This window comes from Pseudonocardia sp. ICBG1142 (genome assembly GCF_020496255.1).
GTDB lineage: Bacteria > Actinomycetota > Actinomycetes > Mycobacteriales > Pseudonocardiaceae > Pseudonocardia.
Map to the genome: position 1 here is coordinate 1,478,163 of NZ_JAHLJC010000030.1, position 22,072 is coordinate 1,500,234.

The following is a 22,072-nucleotide window of genomic DNA, read 5'->3' on the forward strand; positions in this document are numbered from 1 at the left end:
ACTCAGTCCGCGACGAGCGGCGCCAGCCGCTGTGCGACGGCGAGCGCGGGGCCGGGGCCGGTCCACCCGGCGTCGCCGTCGGCGTCCCAGACCTCCGACAGCACGCACACCGCGAACCCCCACGCCACCGCGCGGTCCCACCCGATCCCGACGGCGTCGGCGAGCCGTTCCAGCCGACCCGGGGCGCGGCGGGCCAGCTCGGCCGGGTCGGCGTCCAGGGGGTTGTACAGCAGCTGCCCGCAGTCGTAGCCGGGGTCGCCGACCCGGCCGTGCGGGTCGATCGCCAGCCACGGCTCGCGGGTCGCGGCGAGGACGTTGTGCTGGTGCAGGTCCCCGTGCAGCAGCACCTCGCGCTCCGCGGAGCCGCACAGCTGCGTCCACACCGCCGCCGCCCGTTCCACCAGCGGCCGGGGCAGGACAGCGTCGGGGCGGGCCAGGTGCGCGTCGAACGCCGCCCGCTCGACCGCGACGTGGTCGAGCCCCGCCGGGACGGGCGCGCGGTGCAGCCGGGCGAGCAGCCCCCCGATCACCTCGACGGCCCGGTCGTCGGGCACGGCCGTGAGCTCGGTGCCGGGCTCGGCGCGCTCCAGCAGCAGCGCGCCGCGGGCCGGGTCGGCCCACAGCAGCCGGACCGCGCCGTCGCCGTCCCAGGCGCGCAGCGCGGCGGTCTCGGCGTCGAGGTGGCCGTCGGGCACGCCGGCCTTCAGCACGGCCGGGGTGCCGTCCGCGCAGGTCACCGCGCGCACCGCGTGGAAGGTCTGCGGCAGCGTCGCGCCGAGCTCCAGGCCCAGCTCGCCCGCGAGGTCGCCGAGCAGCCGGTCCCGGGTCGCCAGCCAGGTCGCGCCCGCCGGGCCCCAGGTACGCACCACGGTGTCGGCGAGCTCGTCACGGGGCATCGGCGCAGCGTGCCGAGGCGATCCGGATCACCGCAACCGGGTTCCCGTCGACGGGAGCGACCCGGGGACCGCGGGGTAGCGTCGGCTCCCAGTCCCGACCCGTCGCACGGGCCGGAGTCTGCGCCGAGAGGAGCCCCGTGACCACCGACAGCGCCGCGCGTCCCACCACCGCGAGGAGCGAAGGCGGATCGCGTTCGACCACCGCGTACCGCGCCCTGGAGAACGACCTGCGTGCCGCCATCGGCGGGGAGGTCCGGTTCGACGCGGGCAGCCGTGCGATGTGGTCGGCGGACGCCTCGAACTACCGGGGCGTCCCGATCGGCGTGATCGCCCCGCGCGACGCCGCCGACGTCGAGGCCGCCATGGCCGTGTGCCGCGCGCACGACGTCCCGGTCATGCCGGTCGGGTCCCGCACCTCCATCGCGGGCCAGGCCGTCAACACCGCGGTCGCGATGGACTTCCGCACGCACATGGACGCGATCCTGTCCGTGGACCCCGACGCCCGCACCGCGACCGTGCAGCCCGGCGCCGTCTGCGACGCCGTGCGCGACGCCGGCAAGCCGCACGGGCTGACGTTCGGCCCGGACCCGTCGACGCACAACCGCTGCTCGATCGGCGGCATGATCGGCAACAACGCCTGCGGCTCGCACTCGGTGGCCTGGGGCAAGACCGTCGACAACGTCCGCGAGCTGGAGGTCCTCACCTACCGCGGCGAGCGGATCGTCCTCGGCGGCGAGGGCACCGAGACCGGCGCGATCCCGGACGCGCTGCGCGCCCTGGGCACGAGGGTCGCCGGCGACGTCGAGAGGCACGTGCCCGAGCTGACCCGGCGGGTGTCGGGCTACAACCTCGACCAGCTCGTGCCGGGGAACGTGAACCTGGCGAAGGCACTGGTCGGCACCGAGGGGACCTGCGCGACGATCCTGTCCGCGACCGTCGACCTGGTCGAGTCCCCGCCCGCCCGCGCGCTGGCCGTGCTCGGCTTCCCGGACGCCTACCACGCCGCGGACAACGTGATGATCGTCCGCGAGCAGAAGCCGCTGACCATCGAGGGCATGGACGCCGGGCTGATCGCCTCGCTGCGGGCGCTGCGCCCCGACGAGACGACCAGCCGGATGCTGCCCGAGGGCAACGGCTGGCTCTACGTCGAGACCGGCGGCGCCACCCGCGCCGAGGCCGAGGCCGCCGCGCAGGCCGTCGTCGACGCGATGAAGGCCTACACGACCGGCGCCGTCGTCGTCGGTGAGCCGAAGCGGATGGTCGCGCTGTGGAAGGTGCGCGAGGAGGGCGCCGGGCTGCTGACCCGCTCGCCCGAGGGCGGCGAGGCCTGGCCCGGCTGGGAGGACGCCGCCGTCCCGCCGGAGCGCTTCGGCGCCTACCTGCGCGAGTTCGACAAGGTCCTGGAGTCCCACGGCCGCAAGGGCATCTACTACGGCCACTTCGGCGACGGCTGCCTGCACGTGCGGATCGACTTCGACCTGCTCACCAAGCCCGGTGTGCAGAACTTCCGAGACTTCATGATCGCGGCCGCGGACCTCGTCGTCGCGCACGGCGGGTCGCTGTCCGGCGAGCACGGCGACGGCCAGGCCCGCGCCGAGCTGCTCCCGCGGATGTACCCGCCGCAGATCATCACCGCGTTCGAGGAATTCAAGGGGATCTGGGACCCGGACGACCGGATGAACCCGGGTCGCGTCGTGCGCCCGGCGACGATGGACGAGAACCTGCGCGTCCAGCTCGGCATGCCGACCATGCCGGACGAGCCGAAGCTGGCCTTCGGCCACGACCGCGGCAGCTTCCACCGGGCGACCCGGCGCTGCCTGGGCGTCGGCAAGTGCGCCGTCGACACCGGCTCCGGGGTGATGTGCCCCAGCTGGAACGTGACCAAGGAGGAGAAGCACTCCACCCGCGGCCGCGCCCGGCTGCTGTTCGAGATGGCGAACGGCGAGATCATCACCGACGGCTGGCAGTCCGACGAGGTCGCCGAGTCGCTCGACCTGTGCCTGTCCTGCAAGGGCTGCAAGTCCGACTGCCCGGTCGGGGTCGACATGGCCTCGTACAAGACCGAGTTCCTCGCGAACCGCTACCACCGCAAGCTGCGCCCGCGCACGCACTATTCGATGGGTGCCCTCCCGCGCTGGCTGCGCGCGGTCGGGGTGCTGCCGGCCGCGGCCGTCGACGGGCTGAACCGGCTCGCGCAGGTCCCGTTCCTGGCGAAGGTCGCGAAGAAGGCAGGCGGCATCGACGCCCGCCGCGCCATCCCGCCGATCGCCCGGGAGACCTACACCGCCCAGGCCGCCCGCGGGCTGCCCATGTCGACGGTGCCGGACCTCGGTGTTCCGCCCGGCAGCCGCGGCCCGCTGCTGTTGTGGACCGACACCTTCACCGACCACTTCGACCCGGAGATCGCCGCCGACGCCGTCGCGGTGCTGACCGGGCTCGGGTACCGGGTGGAGCTGCCCCCGCGCAACGTCTGCTGCGGCCTGACCTGGACCTCCACCGGCCAGGTCACCGCGGCCCGCCGGGTGCTGGCGCGCAGCCTGCGCGCGATCGGCCCGGCGCTCGACGCCGGGATCCCGGTCGTCGGGCTGGAGCCGTCCTGCACCGCGGCGCTGCGCAGCGACGCCGCCGAGCTCCTGCCCGACGAGCCCCGGGTGAAGGCCCTGAAGAACCAGGTGTCGACCTTCGCCGAGCTGCTGGCCCGGCACGCCGACGAGCTGTCCGCCGTCGCGGGCGAGGGCAACGGCGCGGCGCTGGTGCAGATCCACTGCCACCAGCACGCCGAGCTGGGCTCCGAGCCCGACCGCGCGGTGCTCGCGGCACTCGGCGTCGACGCCACCGTGCTCGACTCCGGCTGCTGCGGTCTGGCCGGCGACTTCGGCTTCGAGGACGGCCACTACGACGTCTCGATGGCGTGTGCCGAGCGGGCCCTGCTGCCCGCGGTCCGGTCCGCCGACGAGTCCGTGGCCCTGCTGGCCGACGGCTACTCCTGCCGCACCCAGGTCCGCCAGGCCGGCGAACGGGAGCCGGTGCACCTGGCCCAGATCGCGTACCGCGCCCTGCGAGGGTGATCGTCGGGAGTGAGGGGCCCGGTGCCGGATCCGGCACCGGACCCCTCACCCGTGGTGATCATGCAGGGCGCCGACGAGGAGGACCCATGTCCGACGACCGACGGGCGCTGGTGCTGGGCGGCGGCGGGCTGACCGGCGTCGCCTGGATGTACGGGCTGCTGGCCGGGCTCCTCGCCGACGGCGTCGACCTGCGGGACGCCGACCTCGTCGTCGGGACCTCGGCGGGGTCGGTGGTGGGCGCCAACCTGGCGGTCGGGCGTGACCCGGCCGCGCTCGCCCGGACCCAGCTCGCCGCGCCGTCCGGGGAGATCGCCGCGGCCCTCGGGCTGCGGCTCGCGGTCCGCTACGGCCTCGCCGCGCTCGCCGGCCCGCGCGACGCGACCCGGGTGCGGGCCCGGATCGGCCGCCTCGCCCTCGACGCCGAGACGGTGCCGGAGGCGGATCGGATCGCGGTGATCCGGTCCCGGCTCGACGGCGCCGACTGGCCTGCCGACCGGGACCTGCGGGTGACCGCCGTCGACGCCCACACCGGCGCGTTCCGGGCCTTCGGCCGCGACGACGGCGTCGAGCTCGCCACCGCGGTCGCTGCCAGCTGCGCGGTGCCCGGCGTCTGGCCGCCGGTCACGGCCACGGGCACCCGCTGGATCGACGGCGGGGCCCGCTCGGCGGCCAACGCCGACCTCGCCGCCGGGTACGGCCGCGTCGTCGTCATCGCGCCGCTCTCCCTGGGGCTCGGCGGGGCCGGGACGCCGCGGGTGCAGGCCGAGGCGCTCGGCGCGCTGGCCCGGGTCGCCGTCGTCGAGCCGGACCGGCGTTCGCGCCGGGCGTTCGGCCGCAACCCGCTCGACCCGGCCCGCCGTCCCGCGTCGGCGCGGGCCGGCCGGGCGCAGGCGGCGGACGTCGCCGCCGAGGTCGCACGGGTCTGGCGCTGAGCCGGGCCCGCATTCCCGCCCGAGACGGATCCCACGGGCCGGTATGAGCGCGCGCCGGTGCGGGTAGCCGACGGACATGACTGTTCCCACGATCAAGCTGAACGACGGCCGGCAGATCCCGCAGCTCGGTTTCGGTGTCTTCCAGATCGAGCCCGGTGACACCGCGGACAAGGTCAAGGCGGCCCTGGACCTCGGCTACCGCCACATCGACACCGCGCAGATGTACGGCAACGAGGAGGGCGTCGGCAAGGCCGTCGCTGACTCCGGCATCCCGCGCGACGAGCTGTGGATCACCACCAAGCTGAACAACGACGGGCACAGCCGCGAGGCCGCGGTCCGCAAGCTCGACGAGAGCCTCACCAAGCTCGGCCTCGACCACGTGGACCTCTACCTGATCCACTGGCCGCAGCCGAAGCAGGACCGCTACGTCGAGACCTGGCAGGGCCTCGAGGACGCGCAGAAGGCGGGCAAGGCGCTGTCCATCGGCGTCTCGAACTTCCAGACCGACCACCTCGACCGGCTGGCGAAGGAGACCTCCACGGTCCCGGCGGTCAACCAGATCGAGTTCCACCCGCGCCTGGTGCAGCGCGAGCTGCGCGAGTACCTCCAGCAGCACGACATCGCGCTGGAGGCGTGGAGCCCGATCGGCCAGGGCAAGGGACTGCTCGAGGCGCCCGAGCTGACGGAGATCGCCCAGCGGGTCGGCAAGTCGGCCGCGCAGGTCGTGCTCCGCTGGCACATCCAGCTCGGGAACATCGTGTTCCCGAAGTCGAACAACCCGGAGTGCATCAAGGAGAACTTCGAGATCTTCGACTTCGCGCTGAGCGAGGACGACATCGCCGCGGTGGAGAAGCTCCACACCGGCAAGCGCATCGGCCCGGACCCCGACGACTTCGGCTGATCCGCGCCCCGCGACACCACGGCCCGGCACCCTCGCGCAGGGGCGCCGGGCCGTCGTCGTGACGGGGAGGGTGACGCGTGTCACTCCGACTGTTTCCGGTGGGCACGGCGCCGGTCGTCACCCGACGGGGGCCCGGCACGGGGCGACCCGGTGGACGTGGGCGCACACGTCCGTACGGTGGGGACGATGTTGGCGATCACCGAGAACGCCGCCGAGGCGATCAAGACCCTGAGCACCGACGCCGAGCTGCCCGAGGACGGGGGCCTGCGCATCTCCGCGCCGGACCCGGCGCAGGGGCTGGAGCTGGCCCTCGCGCAGGCGGGCGACGCGCAGGACACCGTGCTGCGAGGGGAGGGCATCACCGTCTTCCTCGAGCCGGCCGCGGCCCAGCTGCTGGACGACAAGGTCCTCGCCGTCCAGCCCGTGGCGACCGAGCAGGGCGAGCAGGAGCTGCGCTTCGCGATCGTCGAGCAGCCCGAGGCCCCGGACGCCCCGCAGGCCTGACCCCACGCCGACCGCGCGTCGTGGCCCCGCCGGACACCGGTGGGGCCACGGTCGTCCCGGAGCGACTCAGAGTTCGGTGACGGTCCCGTCGCGCACGTCCCAGCGGCGGGTGGCGCGCACCGTGTCGAGCATCCGCCGGTCGTGGGTCACCAGCAGGACGGTCCCGTCGAACTCCTCGACCGCCCGTTCCAGCTGCTCGATGGCGGGCAGGTCGAGGTGGTTGGTCGGCTCGTCGAGCACCAGCAGGTTCACCCCGCGTGCCTGGAGCAGCGCCAGCGCGGCGCGGGTCCGCTCACCGGGCGACAGCGACGACGCCGTCCGCAGCACCTGGTCGGCGCCCAGGGAGAACTTCGCGAGCAGCGTCCGCACCTCGGACTCCGGCCAGTCCGGCACCTGCTCGCCGAAGGCGCGCAGCAGCGTCGCCTCCCCGAGGAACGCCCCGCGGGCCTGGTCGATCTCGCCGACCAGCACCCCCGAGCCGAGACCGGCCGAACCCGAGTCCGGGGTGATCCGCCCCAGCAGCAGCCCGAGCAGCGTCGACTTGCCCGCCCCGTTCGCACCGGTGACGACGACCCGGTCCGCCCAGCCCACCTGCACGGTGGCTGGGCCGAACACGAAGTCACCGCGGCGCACTGCGGCGGCGTCGGCCCGCGCGACGACCGACCCGGCCCGGGGCGCGGAGGCGATCTCCATCCGCAGCTCCCACTCCTTGCGGGGCTCCTCCACGACCTCCAGCCGCTCGATCGCCCGCTCGGTCTGCCGGGCCTTCGCGGCCTGCTTCTCGCTGGACTCCTGGCGCTGCGCGCGGACGTTCTTGTCCGGGTCCTTCGTCTTGCGCCGGGCGTTGCGCACGCCCTGGGCCATCCAGTTGCGCTGCATGGCGGCGCGCTGCTGGAGGGACCCGAGCTTCCCCGCGTACTCCTCGTAGTCCTCGCGGGCGTGCCGCCGGGCCACCTCGCGCTCGGCGAGGTAGGACTCGTAACCGCCGTCGTAGACGTCGATCCGCTGCTGGACCAGGTCCAGCTCGACGATCCGATTCACCGTGCGTGCCAGGAACTCCCGGTCGTGGCTGACCAGCACGGTCGGCGTGCCCTGCCGGGCGAGGCCGCCCACGAACCGCTCCAGCCGCTCCAGGCCGTCGAGGTCGAGGTCGTTGGTGGGCTCGTCGAGGAGCAGCAGGTCGTAGCGGGACAGCAGCAGCGCGGCGAGGTTCGCCCGCGCCGCCTGCCCACCGGACAGCCCGGTCATCGGGGCGTCCGGACCGACGGCCAGGCCCACCTCGCGCAGCACCTCCCCGGAGCGCTCGTCGAGGTCGGCGCCACCGAGGGCCAGCCAGCGGTCCAGCGCGGCGGCGTAGCGGTCGTCGGCGCCGGGAGTGCCCGACGCCAGCCCCTCCGCCTCGGCGTCCATCGTCGCCTGCGCGTCGGCGACGCCGGTCCGGCGCGCCAGGAACCCGGCGACCGTCTCCCCGGGACGCCGGTCGGGCTCCTGCGGCAGGTGCCCGACGGTCGCGTCGGGCGGGGCCAGGGTCAGCGACCCGTCGTCCGCGGGCCGCGAGCCGGCCAGCACCGTCAGCAGGGTGGACTTGCCGGCGCCGTTGGCACCGACCAGCCCGATGACGTCGCCGGGTGCGACGACGAGGTCCAGCCCGGAGAACAGGGGGCGGTCGCCGTGGCCCGCGGCCAGGCCCGTCACGTGAAGGGTCGCGCTCATGTCGAGCGCAGACGCTACCCCTAAAGGTTCGCCCCGAAGAGGCGGTGCAGGGCCTCCCAGTGCCGCTGCTCGGCGTCGTCGTCGTGGGTGGGGGCGTCCGGCACCGCGAAACCGTGCGCGGCCGGGTAGGTCTCCAGGGTCGCCGACACCCCGGCGGCGGAGAACGCGTCGGCGAGGCGCTGCTTCTGCTCGTCGGGGAAGGAGGAGTCGTCGGTCGCGCCGGCCACGTACACCTCGGCCCGGATGCGGTCGGCGAGTCGGTGCACGCTGGTCGGGTCGTCGGTGGCGAGGTTGCCGCCGTGGAACGACGCCGCGGCCGCGACCCGCTCCGGCTGGGTCGCCGCGGTGCGCAGGCTCATCACCCCGCCCATGCAGTAGCCGGTGGTGCCGACCGCCGTGCCGTGGACCTCGGGGCGCGCCAGCAGCGCGGTCACCCAGGCCTCGGCGTCGACCGCCACGAGCTCGGGCGTCAGCGACCGCACCATGCCCATCAGCCGTTCCCGCTCGGGCTGGTCGGAGAACACGGTGGCGAAGTCGAACGGGGCCCAGTCGCCGTGCCGGTGGTAGACGTCGGGCAGCAGCACCGCGTAGCCCAGCGACGCCAGGTGCGCGGCCATGTCGTGGATGGCCGGCCGGACACCGCCGGGGTCGGGGTAGAGGAGCACGCCCGGCCACGGGCCGTCGCCGTCGGGGGTGCTGATCGTGAAGTCGGTGCGTGGCACGTCTCCGGCCTCCCGGGGGTGAGCGACGGGTCGACCCCGTTCTACGCCCCCGAACCGCGTCCCGCCGGAGCGCGACGCGGTTCGGGCGGTACGTACCGGATCAGGTCCTGGGTGGCGCGGTCCTGGTCGCCCGGGACCCGCGGTGTTCCGGCCTGCCGGGCTCGGACACGGTCCCTCCCCATCGACGGACTTCTGCGCCTTCGTCACGGTAGGGCCCTCGTGGGGTGATTTCACCGGTTCCGGCCGGATCGGTACCGGCCTGGTGCGGACCGCGGTCACCGCGCCGGTACCGTCGTCGCGAGGGGTGATGGGGTGAACGGCTCGACCGCGCAGGCGCGCGTCCTCGTCGACGAGCTGGCGCGAGCCGGTGTCACCGACGCGGTCCTGTGCCCCGGATCCCGCAACGCGCCGCCCGCGTTCGCGCTGGCCCGGGCCGACGCGTGCGGCACGGTCCGGCTGCACGTGCGCATCGACGAGCGCGCCGCGGGCTTCCTCGCGCTCGGCCTGTCGCTGGCGTCGGGCCGCCCGGTCCCGGTCGTCGTCACGTCCGGGACGGCGGCGGCGAACCTGCACCCTGCGGTGCTGGAGGCGTCGCACTCGGGGGTCCCGCTGCTGGTCCTGACCGCGGACCGGCCGCCGGAGCTGGTCGGCACCGGCGCCAGCCAGACCGTGGACCAGTCCGGCCTGTACGGCGGCGCGGTGCGCTGGGCCGGCGCGCTGCCGGTGCCGCTGGGCAGCACCGAGCCGGAGGCGCGGCGCTGGCGGGCGGTCGTCGCGCGGATGCTCGCCGCGGCCACCGGTGCCGGTGCGGGTGCCCCCGGCCCGGTGCACCTCGACCTGCCCTACACCGACCCGCTCGTGCCCGACGACGACCCGGCCGGGCCGGGCACCGGGCAGCACGACGCCGGTCCGCCGGGCACGGACCTGCCCGCCGGGCGCCCCGGTGGCGCGCCCTGGACCGCGGTGTCCCGCCCGGTCCACACGCTGCCGCCGCTGGAGCTGGACCCGGGGGCGCGCACGCTCGTCGTCGCCGGGGCGGGCGGGCCCGCGCCGGACCCCGCGCTGCTCGGCGGGGCCCCGCTGGTCGCGGAGCCGTCCTCGCGCTGGTGGCCGCACGCGCTGCGCACCGGCCCGTGGCTGCTCGGCCGCCCCGGGCTGCGCCCCGCCCAGGTCGTCGTGCTCGGCAGGCCCACCCTGCACCGGGGGGTCGCCGCGCTGCTGGCCGACCCGTCGGTGGCGGTGTTCGCCGACCCCGGCCCGGACGGCGCTCCCTGGACCGACGTCGCCGGTACGGTCCGGGCCGTCGGCGCGCTGCCTGCGCTGTCCCCGCCCGAGGACTGGGTGCGGTCCTGGCGCGACGCGGACCGGGTCGCGGCCACGTCCCTCGACGCCGCGCTCGACGACGGCACCGCCGCGGGTGCGCCCGGCCTGCGGCTGGCCCGTGACCTGGTCGCCGCCCAGCCCGACGGCGGGCAGCTCGTCCTCGGCTCGTCGAACCCGGTGCGCGACGTCGCGTTGGCCGCCGTACCCCGCCCCGGGCTCACCGTGCGGTCCAACCGCGGCGTCGCGGGCATCGACGGGACGGTGTCGACGGCCCTCGGCGCCGCGCTCGCGCACCCGGGCCCGACGGCGCTGCTGCTCGGCGACCTCACGCTGCTGCACGACACCACCGGGCTGGTCGTCGGACCGGGGGAGCCGTCCCCGGACCTGACCGTCACCGTCCTCGACGACGACGGCGGCGGCATCTTCCACCTGCTCGAACAGGGCGGCCCGGCGCACGCCCACGCCTTCGAGCGCGTCTTCGGCACGCCGACCGGGGTGGACGTCGTCGCGCTGGCCCGGGCGGCGGGCTGGGCGGCGACCGACTGGGGCGGCGACGCATGCGAGCTCGCGGCCCGGCCCGGTTCGGGACGGCGGCTGGTCCGGGTCGCGGCGCGCCGCGACGGGCTGCGCGACGCGCACGCCGGGCTCCGCCGGACGCTCGCCGCGGCGCTCGACTGAGCCCCCCGGGCCCGCGTCGCGGCCGGTCGGGGCTCAGCCCTCCAGGGACTCGCGGACCGCGCGCATCTTGGCGGCGGCCTCGCGCACCTCGCCGTCGGGATCGGAGTCGGCGACGATCCCGCACCCGGCGAACAGCCGTGCCGTGCGTCCCTGCAGCTCCGCGCAGCGCAGCGCGATGCCCATCTCGCCGGCGCCCTCGGCGTCGACCCAGCCGACCGGGCCCGCGTAGCGGCCGCGGTCGAGACCCTCGATCTCGGAGATCAGCGCCGTCGCGTCCGGGGTCGGGGTGCCGCCGACGGCGGCGGTCGGGTGCACGGCGCCGACCAGCGTCAGCAGCGACGCGGGCCGGGACGGGTCGAGGCGGGCGTGCACGTCGCTGGACAGGTGCGAGACGTTCGGGAGGGTGAGCACCGTCGGCGCGTCCGGCACGTGCAGCTCGGCCACCAGCGGGCGCAGCGACTCGGCGAGGGAGTCCACGGCGTAGGTGTGCTCGCGGCGGTCCTTCGACGAGCCGATCAGCGCGCCCGCGGTGTCGGCGTCCGGTCCGGACCCGGGCCACATCGTGCCGGCCAGCACCCGCGATTCCACGGTGCGCCCGCGCAGCCGCAGCAGCAGCTCGGGGGTGGCGCCGACCAGGCCGTCGACCGCGTAGCTCCAGCAGGTCGGGTAGCGCCGGGCCAGCCCGCGGAGCAGGAACCGTGGATCCAGCGGGCGGTCGGCGACGGCGAGCAGGTCGTGCGCGAGCACCACCTTCTCCAGCTCCCCGTCGCGCATCCGCCCGACCGCCGAGGCGACGGCGGCCCGGTACCGGTGCGCGGAGACCTGGCCGTCGGCGTAGCGCAGCCGTCCGCTGGGACGCACCGGCGACGGGACCGGCAGCCTGCCGGGAGTCTCCGGGGCGTCGGCGGTGGTGATCTCGGTGATCCAGGCTCGGTGCCCGCGCCGTCCCACGATCACCCGCGGGACGACGAGCACCGAGCCCGGGCAGCCGTCGGCGAAGGTGAACGAGGCGAACGCGAGGGCGCCGGTGCCGGGGAGGTGGACATCGTCGTAGCCGGCGCCGGCGTCGAGCCGGTCGACCACTCGGCGCCACCAACGGTCGGCCTCGGCGAAGCGCTCGGGCCCCGACGCGGTGAACCGGGCGACCTCGCCCCAGCCGACCACGCCCTCGCCGTCGCGCACCCAGGACAGCGCCCCGGCGTCGGCGGGCAGCACGTCCAGCAGCCGCCCGTCGAGTCGCAGGGGGCGTGTCCGGACGCGCAACGCGGTGCTGGCCGGTGCGACGGTCACCCTTCGAGAGTAGGCAACCTCCGCCGGGGAGGCTGGCGTGAGGGGGCGAGGCACCGGACACACCCGGGTGCCGGGGCGCTCCTAGAATCGGGCCCCGTGACCAGTCCGAGCGGCCGTCCCACCGGCGATGTGCTGACCGAGACCTCGGCCGTCGCGGCCCGGCTGCTCCGCCGGACGCGGTACCACCTGCCCGAGATCGTCCTGGTCGTCGCGCTGGTGTGGACGCTGGTCGCGCTGGTGGCGCTGGGTGGCGCGTTCCTGGAGGACGCGGCGATCGACGGCAACCGCGGCACCACCGCCGCGACCGTCCTGCCGGGCTCGGACTACTGGCGCACCCTGGTCAGCTTCGTCGACGACGAGGGCCGGCTGCAGACCCCGGCCGCGGGCATCTCCTACCCGGTCGGGCTCACCCCGGGCGAGAACATCTACGTGGAGTACGACACCGCCGACCCGACGCACGTGCGTGTCGCGGGTCGCACCGCCGTCGACGGGATCCTCCCGATCGCCGGGCTGATCGCGGGCGGCTGGGTCCTCCTCGGTCCGCTGTACGTGTGGCTGCGTCGCCGCCGGGCCCGCACCGGCACCGTCTGAGGCCGCCGGCCCGACCCGCCCGCGCCGCCCGGCCGTGTCGGGCGGTGGGCAGCGATGTCGTGCTTCAGCCCCGCCAGAGCGCCCCGACCTCGGCGACTACCTGCGGCGCCACGACGAGCAGCCCGCCCTCGGGCAGCGGCGTCGACCGGCCGTCGCGGCCCAGCACCAGCGCGCCGGCCTCGGTGGCCAGGCAGAGCGCCCCGGCGATGTCCCACTCGTGGTAGCGGGTCAGCACCGCGGCGACGGCGTTGCCGAGCGCGACCTGGGTGATCGCCAGCGCGGCGGAGCCGAGCACCCGCACGCCGACGTGCGCGGCGCGGGCGCGCTCGACGAACCCGGGCTCGGGATCCTCGGCGCAGATGAGCGACCCGGCGACCCGGGCGGTGCGCCGCTCCGGCACCGGCACGCCGTTGGCCCGGAAGCCGCGCCCGCGGGCGGCGGCGTAGATCTGCCCGCGCCCAGGGTCGGCGACGACGCCCACGGCCGGGCCGTCGCCGTCGACCAGGGCCAGGCTGTAGGCGCACCAGGGCAGGCCCGCGACGTAGTTCGCGGTCCCGTCGACCGGGTCGACGACCCAGCGCAGCGGCGCGGTGTCGGCACCGGTGTCGGCGCCGAACTCCTCGCCGACGACCGGGCAGCCGGGGAACTCCGCGGCCAGCACCCGGCGGGTGTGCCGCTCCAGGGTGCGGTCCGTGTCGGTGACCCAGTCGAAGGGGTTGGCCTTGGCGGAGGCGTCGAGGGAACCGGTGTGCTCGCGACCCAGCGTCGCGGTGATCACCTCGGCGGCGTCGTTGGCCAGCCTGCCCGCGGTCTCGAGGGCACGGGAGAGCAGTGCCGGGTCCACCGGCCGGGGGGACGGCACCAGGGGGGGCACCGTGTGTGGCGGGGTGTGGGGCACGGCCGTCATGCGACCCGAGTGTCCGGGCGGGTGATGTCCCGGCGACGACGCGCGGGTGTCCACCTTGTGCCGGACGCGCCAACTCGTGACCCGCCCACTCGATGTTCGCCCAGGGTTGGGTGGTTGATCACGCCAGGGACCCGACCCGCTGTCCCGACCCCGTCACCGTTCCGGCCGTGCGCGTCGCAATCGTCTCGGAATGCTTCCTGCCGGTGGTCAACGGCGTCACCAACTCGGTGCTGCGGGTGTGCGAGCACCTGCGGGCAGGGGGTCACGATGTCGTGGTGATCGCGCCGGGCACCGGTGAGCCGGACTCCCACGAGGGGATCCCGGTCGTGCGGATCCCGGCCGTCGAGCTGCCGGTGGTGAACTCGATGCCGGTCGGGGTGCCCAGCAGGCGGATCCTGACCGCGCTGCGCCGGTTCCGGCCCGACGTGGTGCACCTGGCGGCGCCGTTCGTCGTCGGGGCACGGGGGCTGGCGGCGTCGCGGCGCCTCGGCGTGCCGACGGTCGCGATCTACCAGACCGACGTCGCCGGGTTCGCCTCCGCCTACGGGCTCGGGCTGACCGCGCGGGCGGCGTGGCGCTGGACCTGCCGGCTGCACGGCATGGCCGACCGGACCCTCGCGCCGTCGAGCTGGGCGACCGGGGCGCTGCGCGAGCGCGGTGTCCCGCGGGTGCACCAGTGGGCGCGCGGCGTCGACACCCGCCGGTTCACCCCGTCGCGGCGCAGCGACGCACTGCGCGGCCGGCTGGCCCCGAACGGCGAGCGGCTCATCGGGTTCGTCGGCCGCCTCGCCCCGGAGAAGCAGGTCGAGCGGCTCGCCGTGCTGGGTGAGCTGCCCGGGACGCGGCTGGTCGTCGTCGGTGACGGCCCCAGCGCCGACGGGTTGCGCGAGCGGCTGCCGTCGGCGGCGTTCCTCGGGCACCGCGGCGGCGACGAGCTCGCGCAGATCTACGCGAGCCTCGACGTGTTCGTCCACACCGGACAGGCCGAGACGTTCTGCCAGGCCGTGCAGGAGGCGCTCGCCTCGGGCGTCCCTGTCGTGGCGCCCGACGCGGGCGGCCCGCGCGACCTCGTGCTGCCCGACCGCACCGGCTACCTCGTGGCACCCCGTCCGGACGGCGGAGCGCCCGGCGACCCGGCCACCGACTCCGCCGACCGTGAGCTGGTCGCCGCGGTCGCGGCGCTGTGCGAGCCGCAGCGCAACCGGGAGTTCGGCCTGGCCGCCCGCCAGTCGGTGCTGCGCCGCACCTGGACCGCGGTCGGCGACGAGCTGCTCGCCCACTACGGCGAGGTGCTCCGCGCCGCGGCGCCGGAGCGCGTCGCGGCCTGATCGTCGCGGCCTGATCGTTCTCAGCCGGATCGTCAGGCTGATCGTCGCGGCTCGATCGGGCCGGCTCCGTAGTCGTGCGGATCCGGGGCCGCGGCAGGTCGGCGACGGTGGGCCCATGAGCCGCACCGTCGTCGTCGCGCCCCGTGGCGAGCTCGCCACGGTCGACACCTCCGCCGCCGTCCGCCTGATGTCCCATCTGCTCGACCCCGCGCCCACGGTCCGGTCCGCCGCCCGCGCCGACGTCCTCGACGCCCCGCACCGGCAGATGCCGCCGGTGCTGTTCGCCCTGTCGGAGAACCTCGTCGCCGACGGCGAGATGGCCGAGGCCGCCCGCTGGTTCTACGCGGGCCAGCTGCGGGCCCGCTACGACGCCTGCCGCTGTACCGACACCACCGCTGCCCAGGCGCTGGCGGTGTTGCGCGACCGGTTCGGGGAGCCGGTGAACCGGTGGGCCTTCGCCGACCCGGCCCGGGTCCGCCGCGCGGCGATCCGCGCCGTCGCCTGGGACCGGGCGGCGCCCCACGACTACGACCACCGCTGGATCGCCCTGCACGGCATGGGCGCCCTCACCGGCGACGGCACCGGGGTGGCCACGCCGTCGGCCGAGTGGGCCGGCGTCGCCGCCCGGGTGCGCGCGGAGTACCTGAGGGGCCTGCGCGAGGTGCTGCGCGAGCAGTTCGGTCAGCGGTGAGGGCCGGCCGGGTCGCCTAAGCTGTGTCCGTGTCCCGCGCCGAGCTCGACAAGAACCCGACCGACGTCGCCCGCATGTTCGACGGCGTCGCCCGGCGCTACGACCTGACCAACACCGCGCTGTCGGGCGGCCAGGACCGCTACTGGCGGATCCAGACCCGCCGTGCCCTCGGGCTCCGCCCGGGAGAGAAGGTCCTCGACCTCGCCGCGGGCACCGCGGTCTCGACCGTCGAGCTGGCGAAGGACGGCGCCTGGTGCGTCGCCGCGGACTTCTCCCTCGGCATGCTGCGGGCCGGTGCCCGCCGGGACGTACCGAAGGCCGCCGCCGACGCGCTGCACCTGCCCTTCGCCGACGGCAGCTTCGACGCCGTCACCATCTCCTTCGGCCTGCGCAACGTGAACGACACCGTCGCCGGCCTGCGCGAGATGGCCCGCGTGACCCGCCCCGGCGGCCGCCTGGTCGTCTGCGAGTTCTCGACGCCGACCTGGGCCCCCTTCCGCGTGCTCTACCAGAACGCGGTCCTCGGCCACGCCCTCCCGGCGATCGCCCGGACGGTCTCGTCGAACCCCGAGGCCTACCTGTACCTGGCCGAGTCGATCCGGGACTGGCCCGACCAGCCCTCGCTCGCCGCCAAGATCGCCGACGCAGGCTGGGAGCGCCCAGCCTGGCGGAACCTGACCTTCGGAGCCGTCGCGCTGCACCGGGCGTACAAGCCGGCCTGACTCCGCCGGTCCTGCCCGCCGGGTCGCCTCGCCCCGCCGGGGTGTCGCACCCCGCCGCGCTCGCCCCGCCCCGCCGTTCCCACCCCGCTCTGCCGCGCCCGCCCCGCCGTTCCCGCCCCGCCGTCTCGCCCGCTGCCGGCCGGCCCCTGGAGCCGGCATCTCCCCGGGACCAGGTCCTGAGGACCGGAACCCACGGATTCGCTTACCCGGTAAGCGAGTTCTCCCGACACTCCCCTCGGCCCCAGGGCCCGGTCCGACGCAGGCCGACTCCCGACCGCGTCACGTCACGGAATCGCGACCCCGGGCCCACCTGGACCTCGTGCGACGGTCGTGCTCGGCCCGGCCTCCCGACGAGGAATCGCGACGAGGAACCCGGCAGGGAAGGGGACCGGTATTCGCTTACCGGGAGGCTTATTCAGGCTCCGTCAGGTAAGTGTGTAGAAGATGAGTCCGATGACTGCCGAGATTGTCGTTTTAAATGTGGCGTAGGGCCGCCGGTAGTCTGTGTGGAGAACTTTCCACGTTTTGATATGGGCGATGACTCGTTCGATGGTGGCGCGTGTGTGGTTGAGGCTCTTGTTGAATGTTTTTTGCCAGTCGAGAAGTTCCCGGCCGGGTGGTTTTTTGAACGGGGTGAGCATGCCGCGCCCGATGTATCCTTTATCGCCGATCGGGGGGTATGTGGCGAGGTGGTCGAGGGCGCCGGATTGGTCGAGGCAATATAGGTCGTGTCGGGAGCCTGGGGTCGGGTCGGAGATCCACGACAGCTGCCCTTCCAGGGTGGCTGCGACCTGGACGACGACGCCGGTGGTGCGATGCTTGCCCGACCACAGACCCGGCACCGCGGCCCATGACCAGCAGGGCAGCAAGGTTCCATCGATGATGTACTGCCGATCGGCACGAAGCTCCTCTGCCGTCGGAACGACACTCCGCAGCGCCTGTGCCAGCAACGGTGTCACCCCCGTGATCGCTCGACTAACCGTCGACTGCGACACCCCATAGGTTTCCGCCAACTCCCACTGCACACGATTCCCGCGCAGATACGCCAACGTGATCACCACCGACCAGAACAACCCCAGAACCGGCGGCCAAGACAAACGTGCCTCCGTCGCGTCCCGCTGATCCTGCTCATACACTATAGCGACAAGATCCTGAATTTCATCACGCCGGAAACCAGTGGTATAGTACATACTGCGGCAGCCCGTTCATCTCGGATTGATTCGGCAAACCAATATTCGCGATGGACGGGCTGTCGCCCAACCCGACACGCCGGGCTAGATCGTTATTTCACGGGGCCTGAATAAGCCTCCGGGTAAGCGAATACCGCGGTAGTAGGGCGCCGGGTCCGGGCTGCGGCGGGGCGCCCCGGGGTTCGTCGGGCCGGGCGGACCGATCGTCACCACCCGGTGACACCGCGTCGAGCCCCGTTGCGCCGCAAGGACTCCCCGAGCATCGCCCGATCCGCCCACGCGATCACCGCGGCACCGTCCTACACTGCTCGCGCAGTTCGTGAACTTTTTCACAAGGGTGGTGGGGGTCACGCGGCCCGCAGCGCGCCGACCTGCACGGATGCGGATGACATGTGACCTGCACCCCGTGCCAGGTAAGGCTCGCCTGGGTTCTTGGTCACAGGGGGCCGGACATAGGGTCGCCGCGACCGGCTCGTCGATCACCACCAACGACGGTGGCGCCGCGACAACGAAGGTGTAGGAATGCTCGATCCCTATCTCCCGCTCGTCCTGCTGTTCGTGTTGGCGGCGGGCTTCGCGCTGTTCTCGGTCGCGTCCGCGCCGCTGATCGGTCCGCGCCGGTTCAACCGGGCCAAGCTGGACTCCTACGAGTGCGGTATCGAGCCCTCGCCGCAGCCGGTCGTCGGTGGCGGTCGGGTGCCGGTCGCCTACTACCTCACGGCGATGCTGTTCATCCTGTTCGACATCGAGCTGGTGTTCATGTACCCGTACGCCGTCGTCGCCGATGCGGTCGGCGTCTTCGGGTTCGTGGCCATCACGCTCTACATCGCCACGATCGCCTTCGCGTACGCCTATGAGTGGCGTCGCGGCGGGCTCGAGTGGAGCTGAGGCCGTCATGGGACTCGAGGAGAACCTGCCCAGCGGCGTCCTGCTGACCAATGTCGAGAAGCTGGTCAACTGGACCCGGAAGTCGTCGCTCTGGCCCGCCACGTTCGGCCTGGCCTGCTGCGCCATCGAGATGATGACCACCGGCGCCCCGCGCTACGACCTCGCCCGCTTCGGCATGGAGGTCTTCCGGGCCTCGCCGCGCCAGGCGGACGTGATGATCGTCGCGGGCCGGGTGAGCAACAAGATGGCGCCGGTCCTGCGCCAGATCTACGACCAGATGCCCGAGCCGCGCTGGGTCCTGGCCATGGGCGTCTGCGCCAGCTCCGGCGGCATGTTCAACAACTACGCGATCGTCCAGGGCGTGGACCACGTCGTGCCGGTGGACATGTACCTGCCCGGCTGTCCGCCGCGGCCGGAGATGCTGATCGACGCGATCCTCAAGATCCACGCCAAGATCATGGACGAGCCGCTCGGCCCGAAGCGGGCCGCCGAGCTCGCCGAGTCCGGGTACCGGACGCCGATGGTGCCGTCGTCGGTCAAGTACGCGCCGAAGCACAAGCGGCTCGGCGCGCTGAAGACCACGCACACCCCCGACGTCCCGAACTACCTGGAGCCGGGCTCGCAGCCCAAGCCGGCCCCGAACGCGCTCGCGCCGGGGGAGACCATGGAGCTGCCGTCGCTGGCCGACGCCGCCCGCGGAGGTGACGCGACGTGACCGAGCCGACCGGCACCTCCAAGGACGGGACCGAGCCCACCGGCGGCGCGCACTCGTCGTCGCAGGAGAGCGGCGCCGCGGCCGAGGAACAGCGGGCGGCGGGCGGCGAGGCCCCCGGCGACCTGGCCGGCCCCGAGGACGCGGCCACCCCGTCCGACGCGCTGGGCGGCGCCCGCCCCGCCCAGAAGATGACCGAGACCCGCACGCGCTCGGGCATGTTCGGCGTCCGCGGCTCCGGCGACACCTCCGGCTACGGCGGACTGCGCCTGCCCGGCTGGGCCCCGGCACCGGCCGAGCGGCCCTTCGGCGGCTGGTTCGACGAGTTCGCCGACGAGCTCGGCGCGGCCCTCGACGAGCGCGGCATCCCGCGTTCGGCGATCGAGCAGGTCACGATCGACCGCGACGAGATGACCCTCTACGTCGAGCCCGCCCGGCTGCACGAGGTCGCCCTCACCCTGCGCGACGACCCGGGCCTGCGCTTCGAGTTCTGCTCCGGGGTGTCCGGTGTGGACTACTCGGCGCCGGACGGTGCGCCGGTCGACCGGCCGCTGCACGTCGTCTACCACCTGCTGTCGATGACCTACCGGCGCCGGGTGCGCCTGGAGGTCGCCCTCGACATCGGAGACGCTGCGAACCCGCCCACCGTGTCCAGCGTCGTCGACGTCTACCCGACGGCCGACTGGCACGAGCGCGAGACCTGGGACATGTACGGCGTCGTCTTCGACGGCCACCCGGCGCTGACCCGGATTCTCATGCCGGACGACTGGGACGGCCACCCCCAGCGCAAGAGCTACCCGCTGGGTGGCATCCCCGTGGAGTACAAGGGCGCGGAGATCCCCCCGCCCGACGAGCGGAGGGCCTACTCGTGACCACCGAGAGCAGCGCACGCGGAACGAGCATCGGCACCGACGCGGACCCCACCACGGGCACCGACCCGTACGCCGCGCCCGGCCGGGAGACCACCGAGGGCACGGTCTACACCGTCACCGGCGGCGACTGGGACGACCTGCTCGAGGTCGAGCACGACGACCGGATCGTCATCAACATGGGCCCGCAGCACCCGTCGACGCACGGGGTGCTGCGCCTGGTCCTGGAGCTGGAGGGCGAGACCGTCACCCAGGGCCGCGCGGTCATCGGCTACCTGCACACCGGTATCGAGAAGAACTGCGAGTACCGGACCTGGACCCAGGGCGTCACCTTCGTGACCCGCGCGGACTACCTGTCCCCGCTGTTCAACGAGGGCGCCTACTGCATGGCCGTCGAGAAGCTGCTCGGCGTCGAGGTCCCGCAGCGGGCCGAGCACCTGCGGGTGCTGCTCTGGGAGCTGAACCGGATCGGCTCGCACCTCGTCGCGCTGGCCACCGGCGGCATGGAGCTGGGCGCGCTGACCGGTATGACCTCGGGCTTCCGGGAGCGCGAGGAGGTGCTCCACCTGCTGGAGTTCCTCACCGGCCTGCGGATGAACCACGCGTTCATCCGGCCCGGCGGGCTCGCCCAGGATATGCCCGAGGGCTGGCAGGACAAGGTCCGCGACTTCCTGAAGGTCATGAACTCCCGGCTGCCCGACTACGACCGGCTGCTCACCGGGCAGCCGATCTGGCGCCAGCGCCTGGAGGGCGTGGGCTACCTGCCCGTCGACGGCTGCCTGGCGCTCGGCGCGTCCGGCCCGATCCTGCGTTCGGCGGGGCTCGCCTGGGACCTGCGCAAGCACATGCCGTACTCGGTGTACGACCAGTACGACTTCGAGGTCCCGACGGCCACCGAGGCCGACTGCTTCGCCCGCTACCGGATGCGCGTCGCCGAGATCCACGAGTCGCTCAAGATCATGGAGCAGGCGGTGACCAAGCTCGACGAGCTGGGGCCGGGTCGCGTCATGGTCGACGACCCGAAGGTCGCCTGGCCCGCGCAGCTGTCGATCGGCAGCGACGGCATGGGCAACACCCTCGAGCACGTCCGCAAGATCATGGGGCAGTCGATGGAGTCGCTGATCCACCACTTCAAGCTGGTCACCGAGGGGTTCCACGTCCCGCCGGGGCAGGCCTACGCGGCCGTCGAGTCCCCGCGCGGCGAGCTCGCGGTGCACGCCGTGTCCGACGGCGGCACCCGCCCGGTCCGCATCCACGTCCGCGACCCCAGCTTCGTGAACCTGCAGACGATGCCCGCGATGAGCGAGGGCGGCCAGGTCGCCGACGTCATCGCGGCCGTCGCCTCGATCGACCCCGTGATGGGAGGTTGCGACCGATGACGGTCCCCCCGCAGGAGAAGAGCCCGGTCTCGCCGATCTTCGACGAGCTGACCCGGCAGCGCACGGCGGAGATCATCTCCCTCTACCCGGAGTCCCGGTCGGCGCTGCTACCGCTGCTGCACCTGGTGCAGTCGGTCGAGGGCTACGTCAGCCCGGACGGCGTCCGCTACTGCGCCGAGGCCCTCGGGCTCACCACGGCCGAGGTATCCGCGGTCGCGACGTTCTACACGATGTACAAGCGCTCCCCCTGCGGCGAGCACCTGGTGAGCGTCTGCACCAACACCCTGTGCGCGGCGCTGGGCGGCGACGACATCTACGCCCGCCTGCGCACGCAGCTGGGCACCGAGGACCGCCCGCTGGGTCACGAGGAGACCGCGGGGGAGCCCGGCACCACCGGATCGATCACCCTCGAGCACGCCGAGTGCCTCGCGGCCTGCGACCTCGCCCCGGTGCTGCAGGTCAACTACGAGTACTTCGACAACCAGACCGTCGAGTCCGCTGTGGAGCTCGTCGAGGCACTGCGTCGCGGTGAGCGCCCGCAGCCCACCCGCGGCGCGCCGCTGACCGACCTACGGACCGTCGAGCTGGAGCTGGCCGGGTTCACCGACGACGCCGGAGGCGTCGACACGACGGCCCGTGTCGAGGGTCCGTCCGGCGCGATCGAGTCGGTGCGCGGGGCCCGGATGGCCCAGGAGAACGGCTGGACCGCTCCGGCGCTGCCCGACGAGCCGCCGGCGATGCCCGCGCTACCGGAGAAGAAGTGATCGC

At 74.2% G+C, this 22,072-nt stretch carries 20 protein-coding genes; 14 read left to right on the forward strand and 6 right to left on the reverse strand.

Annotated elements, in window-relative coordinates:
* Positions 1 to 2 precede the first annotated feature (2 nt).
* Positions 3 to 896, reverse strand: a complete 894-nt coding sequence (locus tag KPL59_RS21280) for an aminoglycoside phosphotransferase family protein (protein WP_226361783.1) — start codon at positions 894 to 896, stop codon at positions 3 to 5.
* A gap of 137 nt (positions 897 to 1,033) precedes the next feature.
* Between KPL59_RS21280 and KPL59_RS21285 the strand changes: the two genes are divergently transcribed.
* The 4 genes from KPL59_RS21285 to KPL59_RS21300 all read left to right on the forward strand — a co-directional run bounded on the left by KPL59_RS21285 (position 1,034) and on the right by KPL59_RS21300 (position 6,301).
* The gene (locus tag KPL59_RS21285) at positions 1,034 to 3,964 is read left to right on the forward strand and encodes an FAD-binding and (Fe-S)-binding domain-containing protein (protein ID WP_226361784.1); all 2,931 of its coding nucleotides are present in this window, start codon (positions 1,034 to 1,036) and stop codon (positions 3,962 to 3,964) included.
* A gap of 86 nt (positions 3,965 to 4,050) precedes the next feature.
* Positions 4,051 to 4,896 carry a patatin-like phospholipase family protein gene (locus KPL59_RS21290; RefSeq protein WP_226361785.1) on the forward strand — a complete coding sequence of 282 codons (846 nt, stop codon included), beginning with the start codon at positions 4,051 to 4,053 and terminating at the stop codon, positions 4,894 to 4,896.
* A gap of 76 nt (positions 4,897 to 4,972) precedes the next feature.
* Entirely contained in the window at positions 4,973 to 5,797 is an 825-nt protein-coding gene (locus tag KPL59_RS21295; RefSeq protein ID WP_226361786.1) for an aldo/keto reductase, read from the forward strand.
* A gap of 186 nt (positions 5,798 to 5,983) precedes the next feature.
* On the forward strand, positions 5,984 to 6,301 hold the full coding sequence (locus tag KPL59_RS21300) for an adhesin (RefSeq protein ID WP_226361787.1): 318 nt from the start codon (positions 5,984 to 5,986) through the stop codon (positions 6,299 to 6,301).
* Positions 6,302 to 6,367: 66 nt separating this feature from the next.
* Here KPL59_RS21300 and KPL59_RS21305 read toward each other — a convergent pair whose 3' ends face one another.
* Both KPL59_RS21305 and KPL59_RS21310 read right to left on the reverse strand, forming a co-directional pair.
* Positions 6,368 to 8,014, reverse strand: coding sequence for an ABC-F family ATP-binding cassette domain-containing protein (locus tag KPL59_RS21305; RefSeq protein WP_226361788.1), 1,647 nt, complete (start codon positions 8,012 to 8,014; stop codon positions 6,368 to 6,370).
* A gap of 20 nt (positions 8,015 to 8,034) precedes the next feature.
* Positions 8,035 to 8,736: a dienelactone hydrolase family protein gene (locus KPL59_RS21310; protein WP_226361789.1), complete on the reverse strand. Its 702-nt coding sequence runs from the start codon at positions 8,734 to 8,736 to the stop codon at positions 8,035 to 8,037.
* Positions 8,737 to 9,048: 312 nt separating this feature from the next.
* On the opposite strand from KPL59_RS21310, the gene menD reads away from it, so the two are divergent.
* Positions 9,049 to 10,737 (forward strand): 2-succinyl-5-enolpyruvyl-6-hydroxy-3-cyclohexene-1-carboxylic-acid synthase, encoded by a 1,689-nt coding sequence (gene menD / locus KPL59_RS21315; protein ID WP_226361790.1) that lies wholly within the window; start codon positions 9,049 to 9,051, stop codon positions 10,735 to 10,737.
* A gap of 33 nt (positions 10,738 to 10,770) precedes the next feature.
* Here menD and KPL59_RS21320 read toward each other — a convergent pair whose 3' ends face one another.
* Positions 10,771 to 12,027: an isochorismate synthase MenF gene (locus KPL59_RS21320; RefSeq protein WP_226361791.1), complete on the reverse strand. Its 1,257-nt coding sequence runs from the start codon at positions 12,025 to 12,027 to the stop codon at positions 10,771 to 10,773.
* A 96-nt stretch (positions 12,028 to 12,123) separates the two neighbouring features.
* Between KPL59_RS21320 and KPL59_RS21325 the strand changes: the two genes are divergently transcribed.
* Positions 12,124 to 12,618, forward strand: a complete 495-nt coding sequence (locus tag KPL59_RS21325) for a DUF3592 domain-containing protein (protein ID WP_139318916.1) — start codon at positions 12,124 to 12,126, stop codon at positions 12,616 to 12,618.
* 64 nt (positions 12,619 to 12,682) lie between these two features.
* Here KPL59_RS21325 and KPL59_RS21330 read toward each other — a convergent pair whose 3' ends face one another.
* Positions 12,683 to 13,525 (reverse strand): inositol monophosphatase family protein, encoded by an 843-nt coding sequence (locus KPL59_RS21330; RefSeq protein ID WP_226361792.1) that lies wholly within the window; start codon positions 13,523 to 13,525, stop codon positions 12,683 to 12,685.
* A 167-nt stretch (positions 13,526 to 13,692) separates the two neighbouring features.
* Here KPL59_RS21330 and KPL59_RS21335 point away from each other — a divergent pair, with 167 nt between their 5' ends.
* From KPL59_RS21335 to KPL59_RS21345, 3 genes are all read left to right on the forward strand, one after another.
* Positions 13,693 to 14,853 (forward strand): glycosyltransferase family 1 protein, encoded by a 1,161-nt coding sequence (locus KPL59_RS21335; protein WP_226361793.1) that lies wholly within the window; start codon positions 13,693 to 13,695, stop codon positions 14,851 to 14,853.
* 115 nt (positions 14,854 to 14,968) lie between these two features.
* Entirely contained in the window at positions 14,969 to 15,544 is a 576-nt protein-coding gene (locus KPL59_RS21340) for a hypothetical protein (protein ID WP_226361794.1), read from the forward strand.
* A gap of 29 nt (positions 15,545 to 15,573) precedes the next feature.
* Positions 15,574 to 16,266: a demethylmenaquinone methyltransferase gene (locus KPL59_RS21345; RefSeq protein ID WP_043276411.1), complete on the forward strand. Its 693-nt coding sequence runs from the start codon at positions 15,574 to 15,576 to the stop codon at positions 16,264 to 16,266.
* Positions 16,267 to 16,691: 425 nt separating this feature from the next.
* On the opposite strand, the gene KPL59_RS21350 is transcribed toward KPL59_RS21345, so the two are convergent.
* On the reverse strand, positions 16,692 to 17,456 hold the full coding sequence (locus KPL59_RS21350) for a transposase (protein ID WP_226359944.1): 765 nt from the start codon (positions 17,454 to 17,456) through the stop codon (positions 16,692 to 16,694).
* 522 nt (positions 17,457 to 17,978) lie between these two features.
* Between KPL59_RS21350 and KPL59_RS21355 the strand changes: the two genes are divergently transcribed.
* The 5 genes from KPL59_RS21355 (at position 17,979) to nuoE (ending at position 22,068) form a co-directional block, all read left to right on the forward strand.
* The gene (locus KPL59_RS21355; RefSeq protein WP_020622119.1) at positions 17,979 to 18,344 is read left to right on the forward strand and encodes an NADH-quinone oxidoreductase subunit A; all 366 of its coding nucleotides are present in this window, start codon (positions 17,979 to 17,981) and stop codon (positions 18,342 to 18,344) included.
* A gap of 7 nt (positions 18,345 to 18,351) precedes the next feature.
* Positions 18,352 to 19,059, forward strand: a complete 708-nt coding sequence (locus tag KPL59_RS21360) for an NADH-quinone oxidoreductase subunit B family protein (RefSeq protein ID WP_308187929.1) — start codon at positions 18,352 to 18,354, stop codon at positions 19,057 to 19,059.
* A 122-nt stretch (positions 19,060 to 19,181) separates the two neighbouring features.
* Entirely contained in the window at positions 19,182 to 19,928 is a 747-nt protein-coding gene (locus tag KPL59_RS21365) for an NADH-quinone oxidoreductase subunit C (RefSeq protein WP_226362124.1), read from the forward strand.
* Positions 19,929 to 19,957: 29 nt separating this feature from the next.
* Positions 19,958 to 21,304, forward strand: a complete 1,347-nt coding sequence (locus KPL59_RS21370) for an NADH-quinone oxidoreductase subunit D (RefSeq protein WP_075312765.1) — start codon at positions 19,958 to 19,960, stop codon at positions 21,302 to 21,304.
* A complete protein-coding gene (gene nuoE / locus KPL59_RS21375; protein ID WP_226359114.1) occupies positions 21,301 to 22,068 on the forward strand; it encodes an NADH-quinone oxidoreductase subunit NuoE in 768 nt (255 codons plus the stop codon). The genes KPL59_RS21370 and nuoE overlap by 4 nt, the downstream gene beginning before the upstream one ends.
* Positions 22,069 to 22,072: the final 4 nt, after the last annotated feature.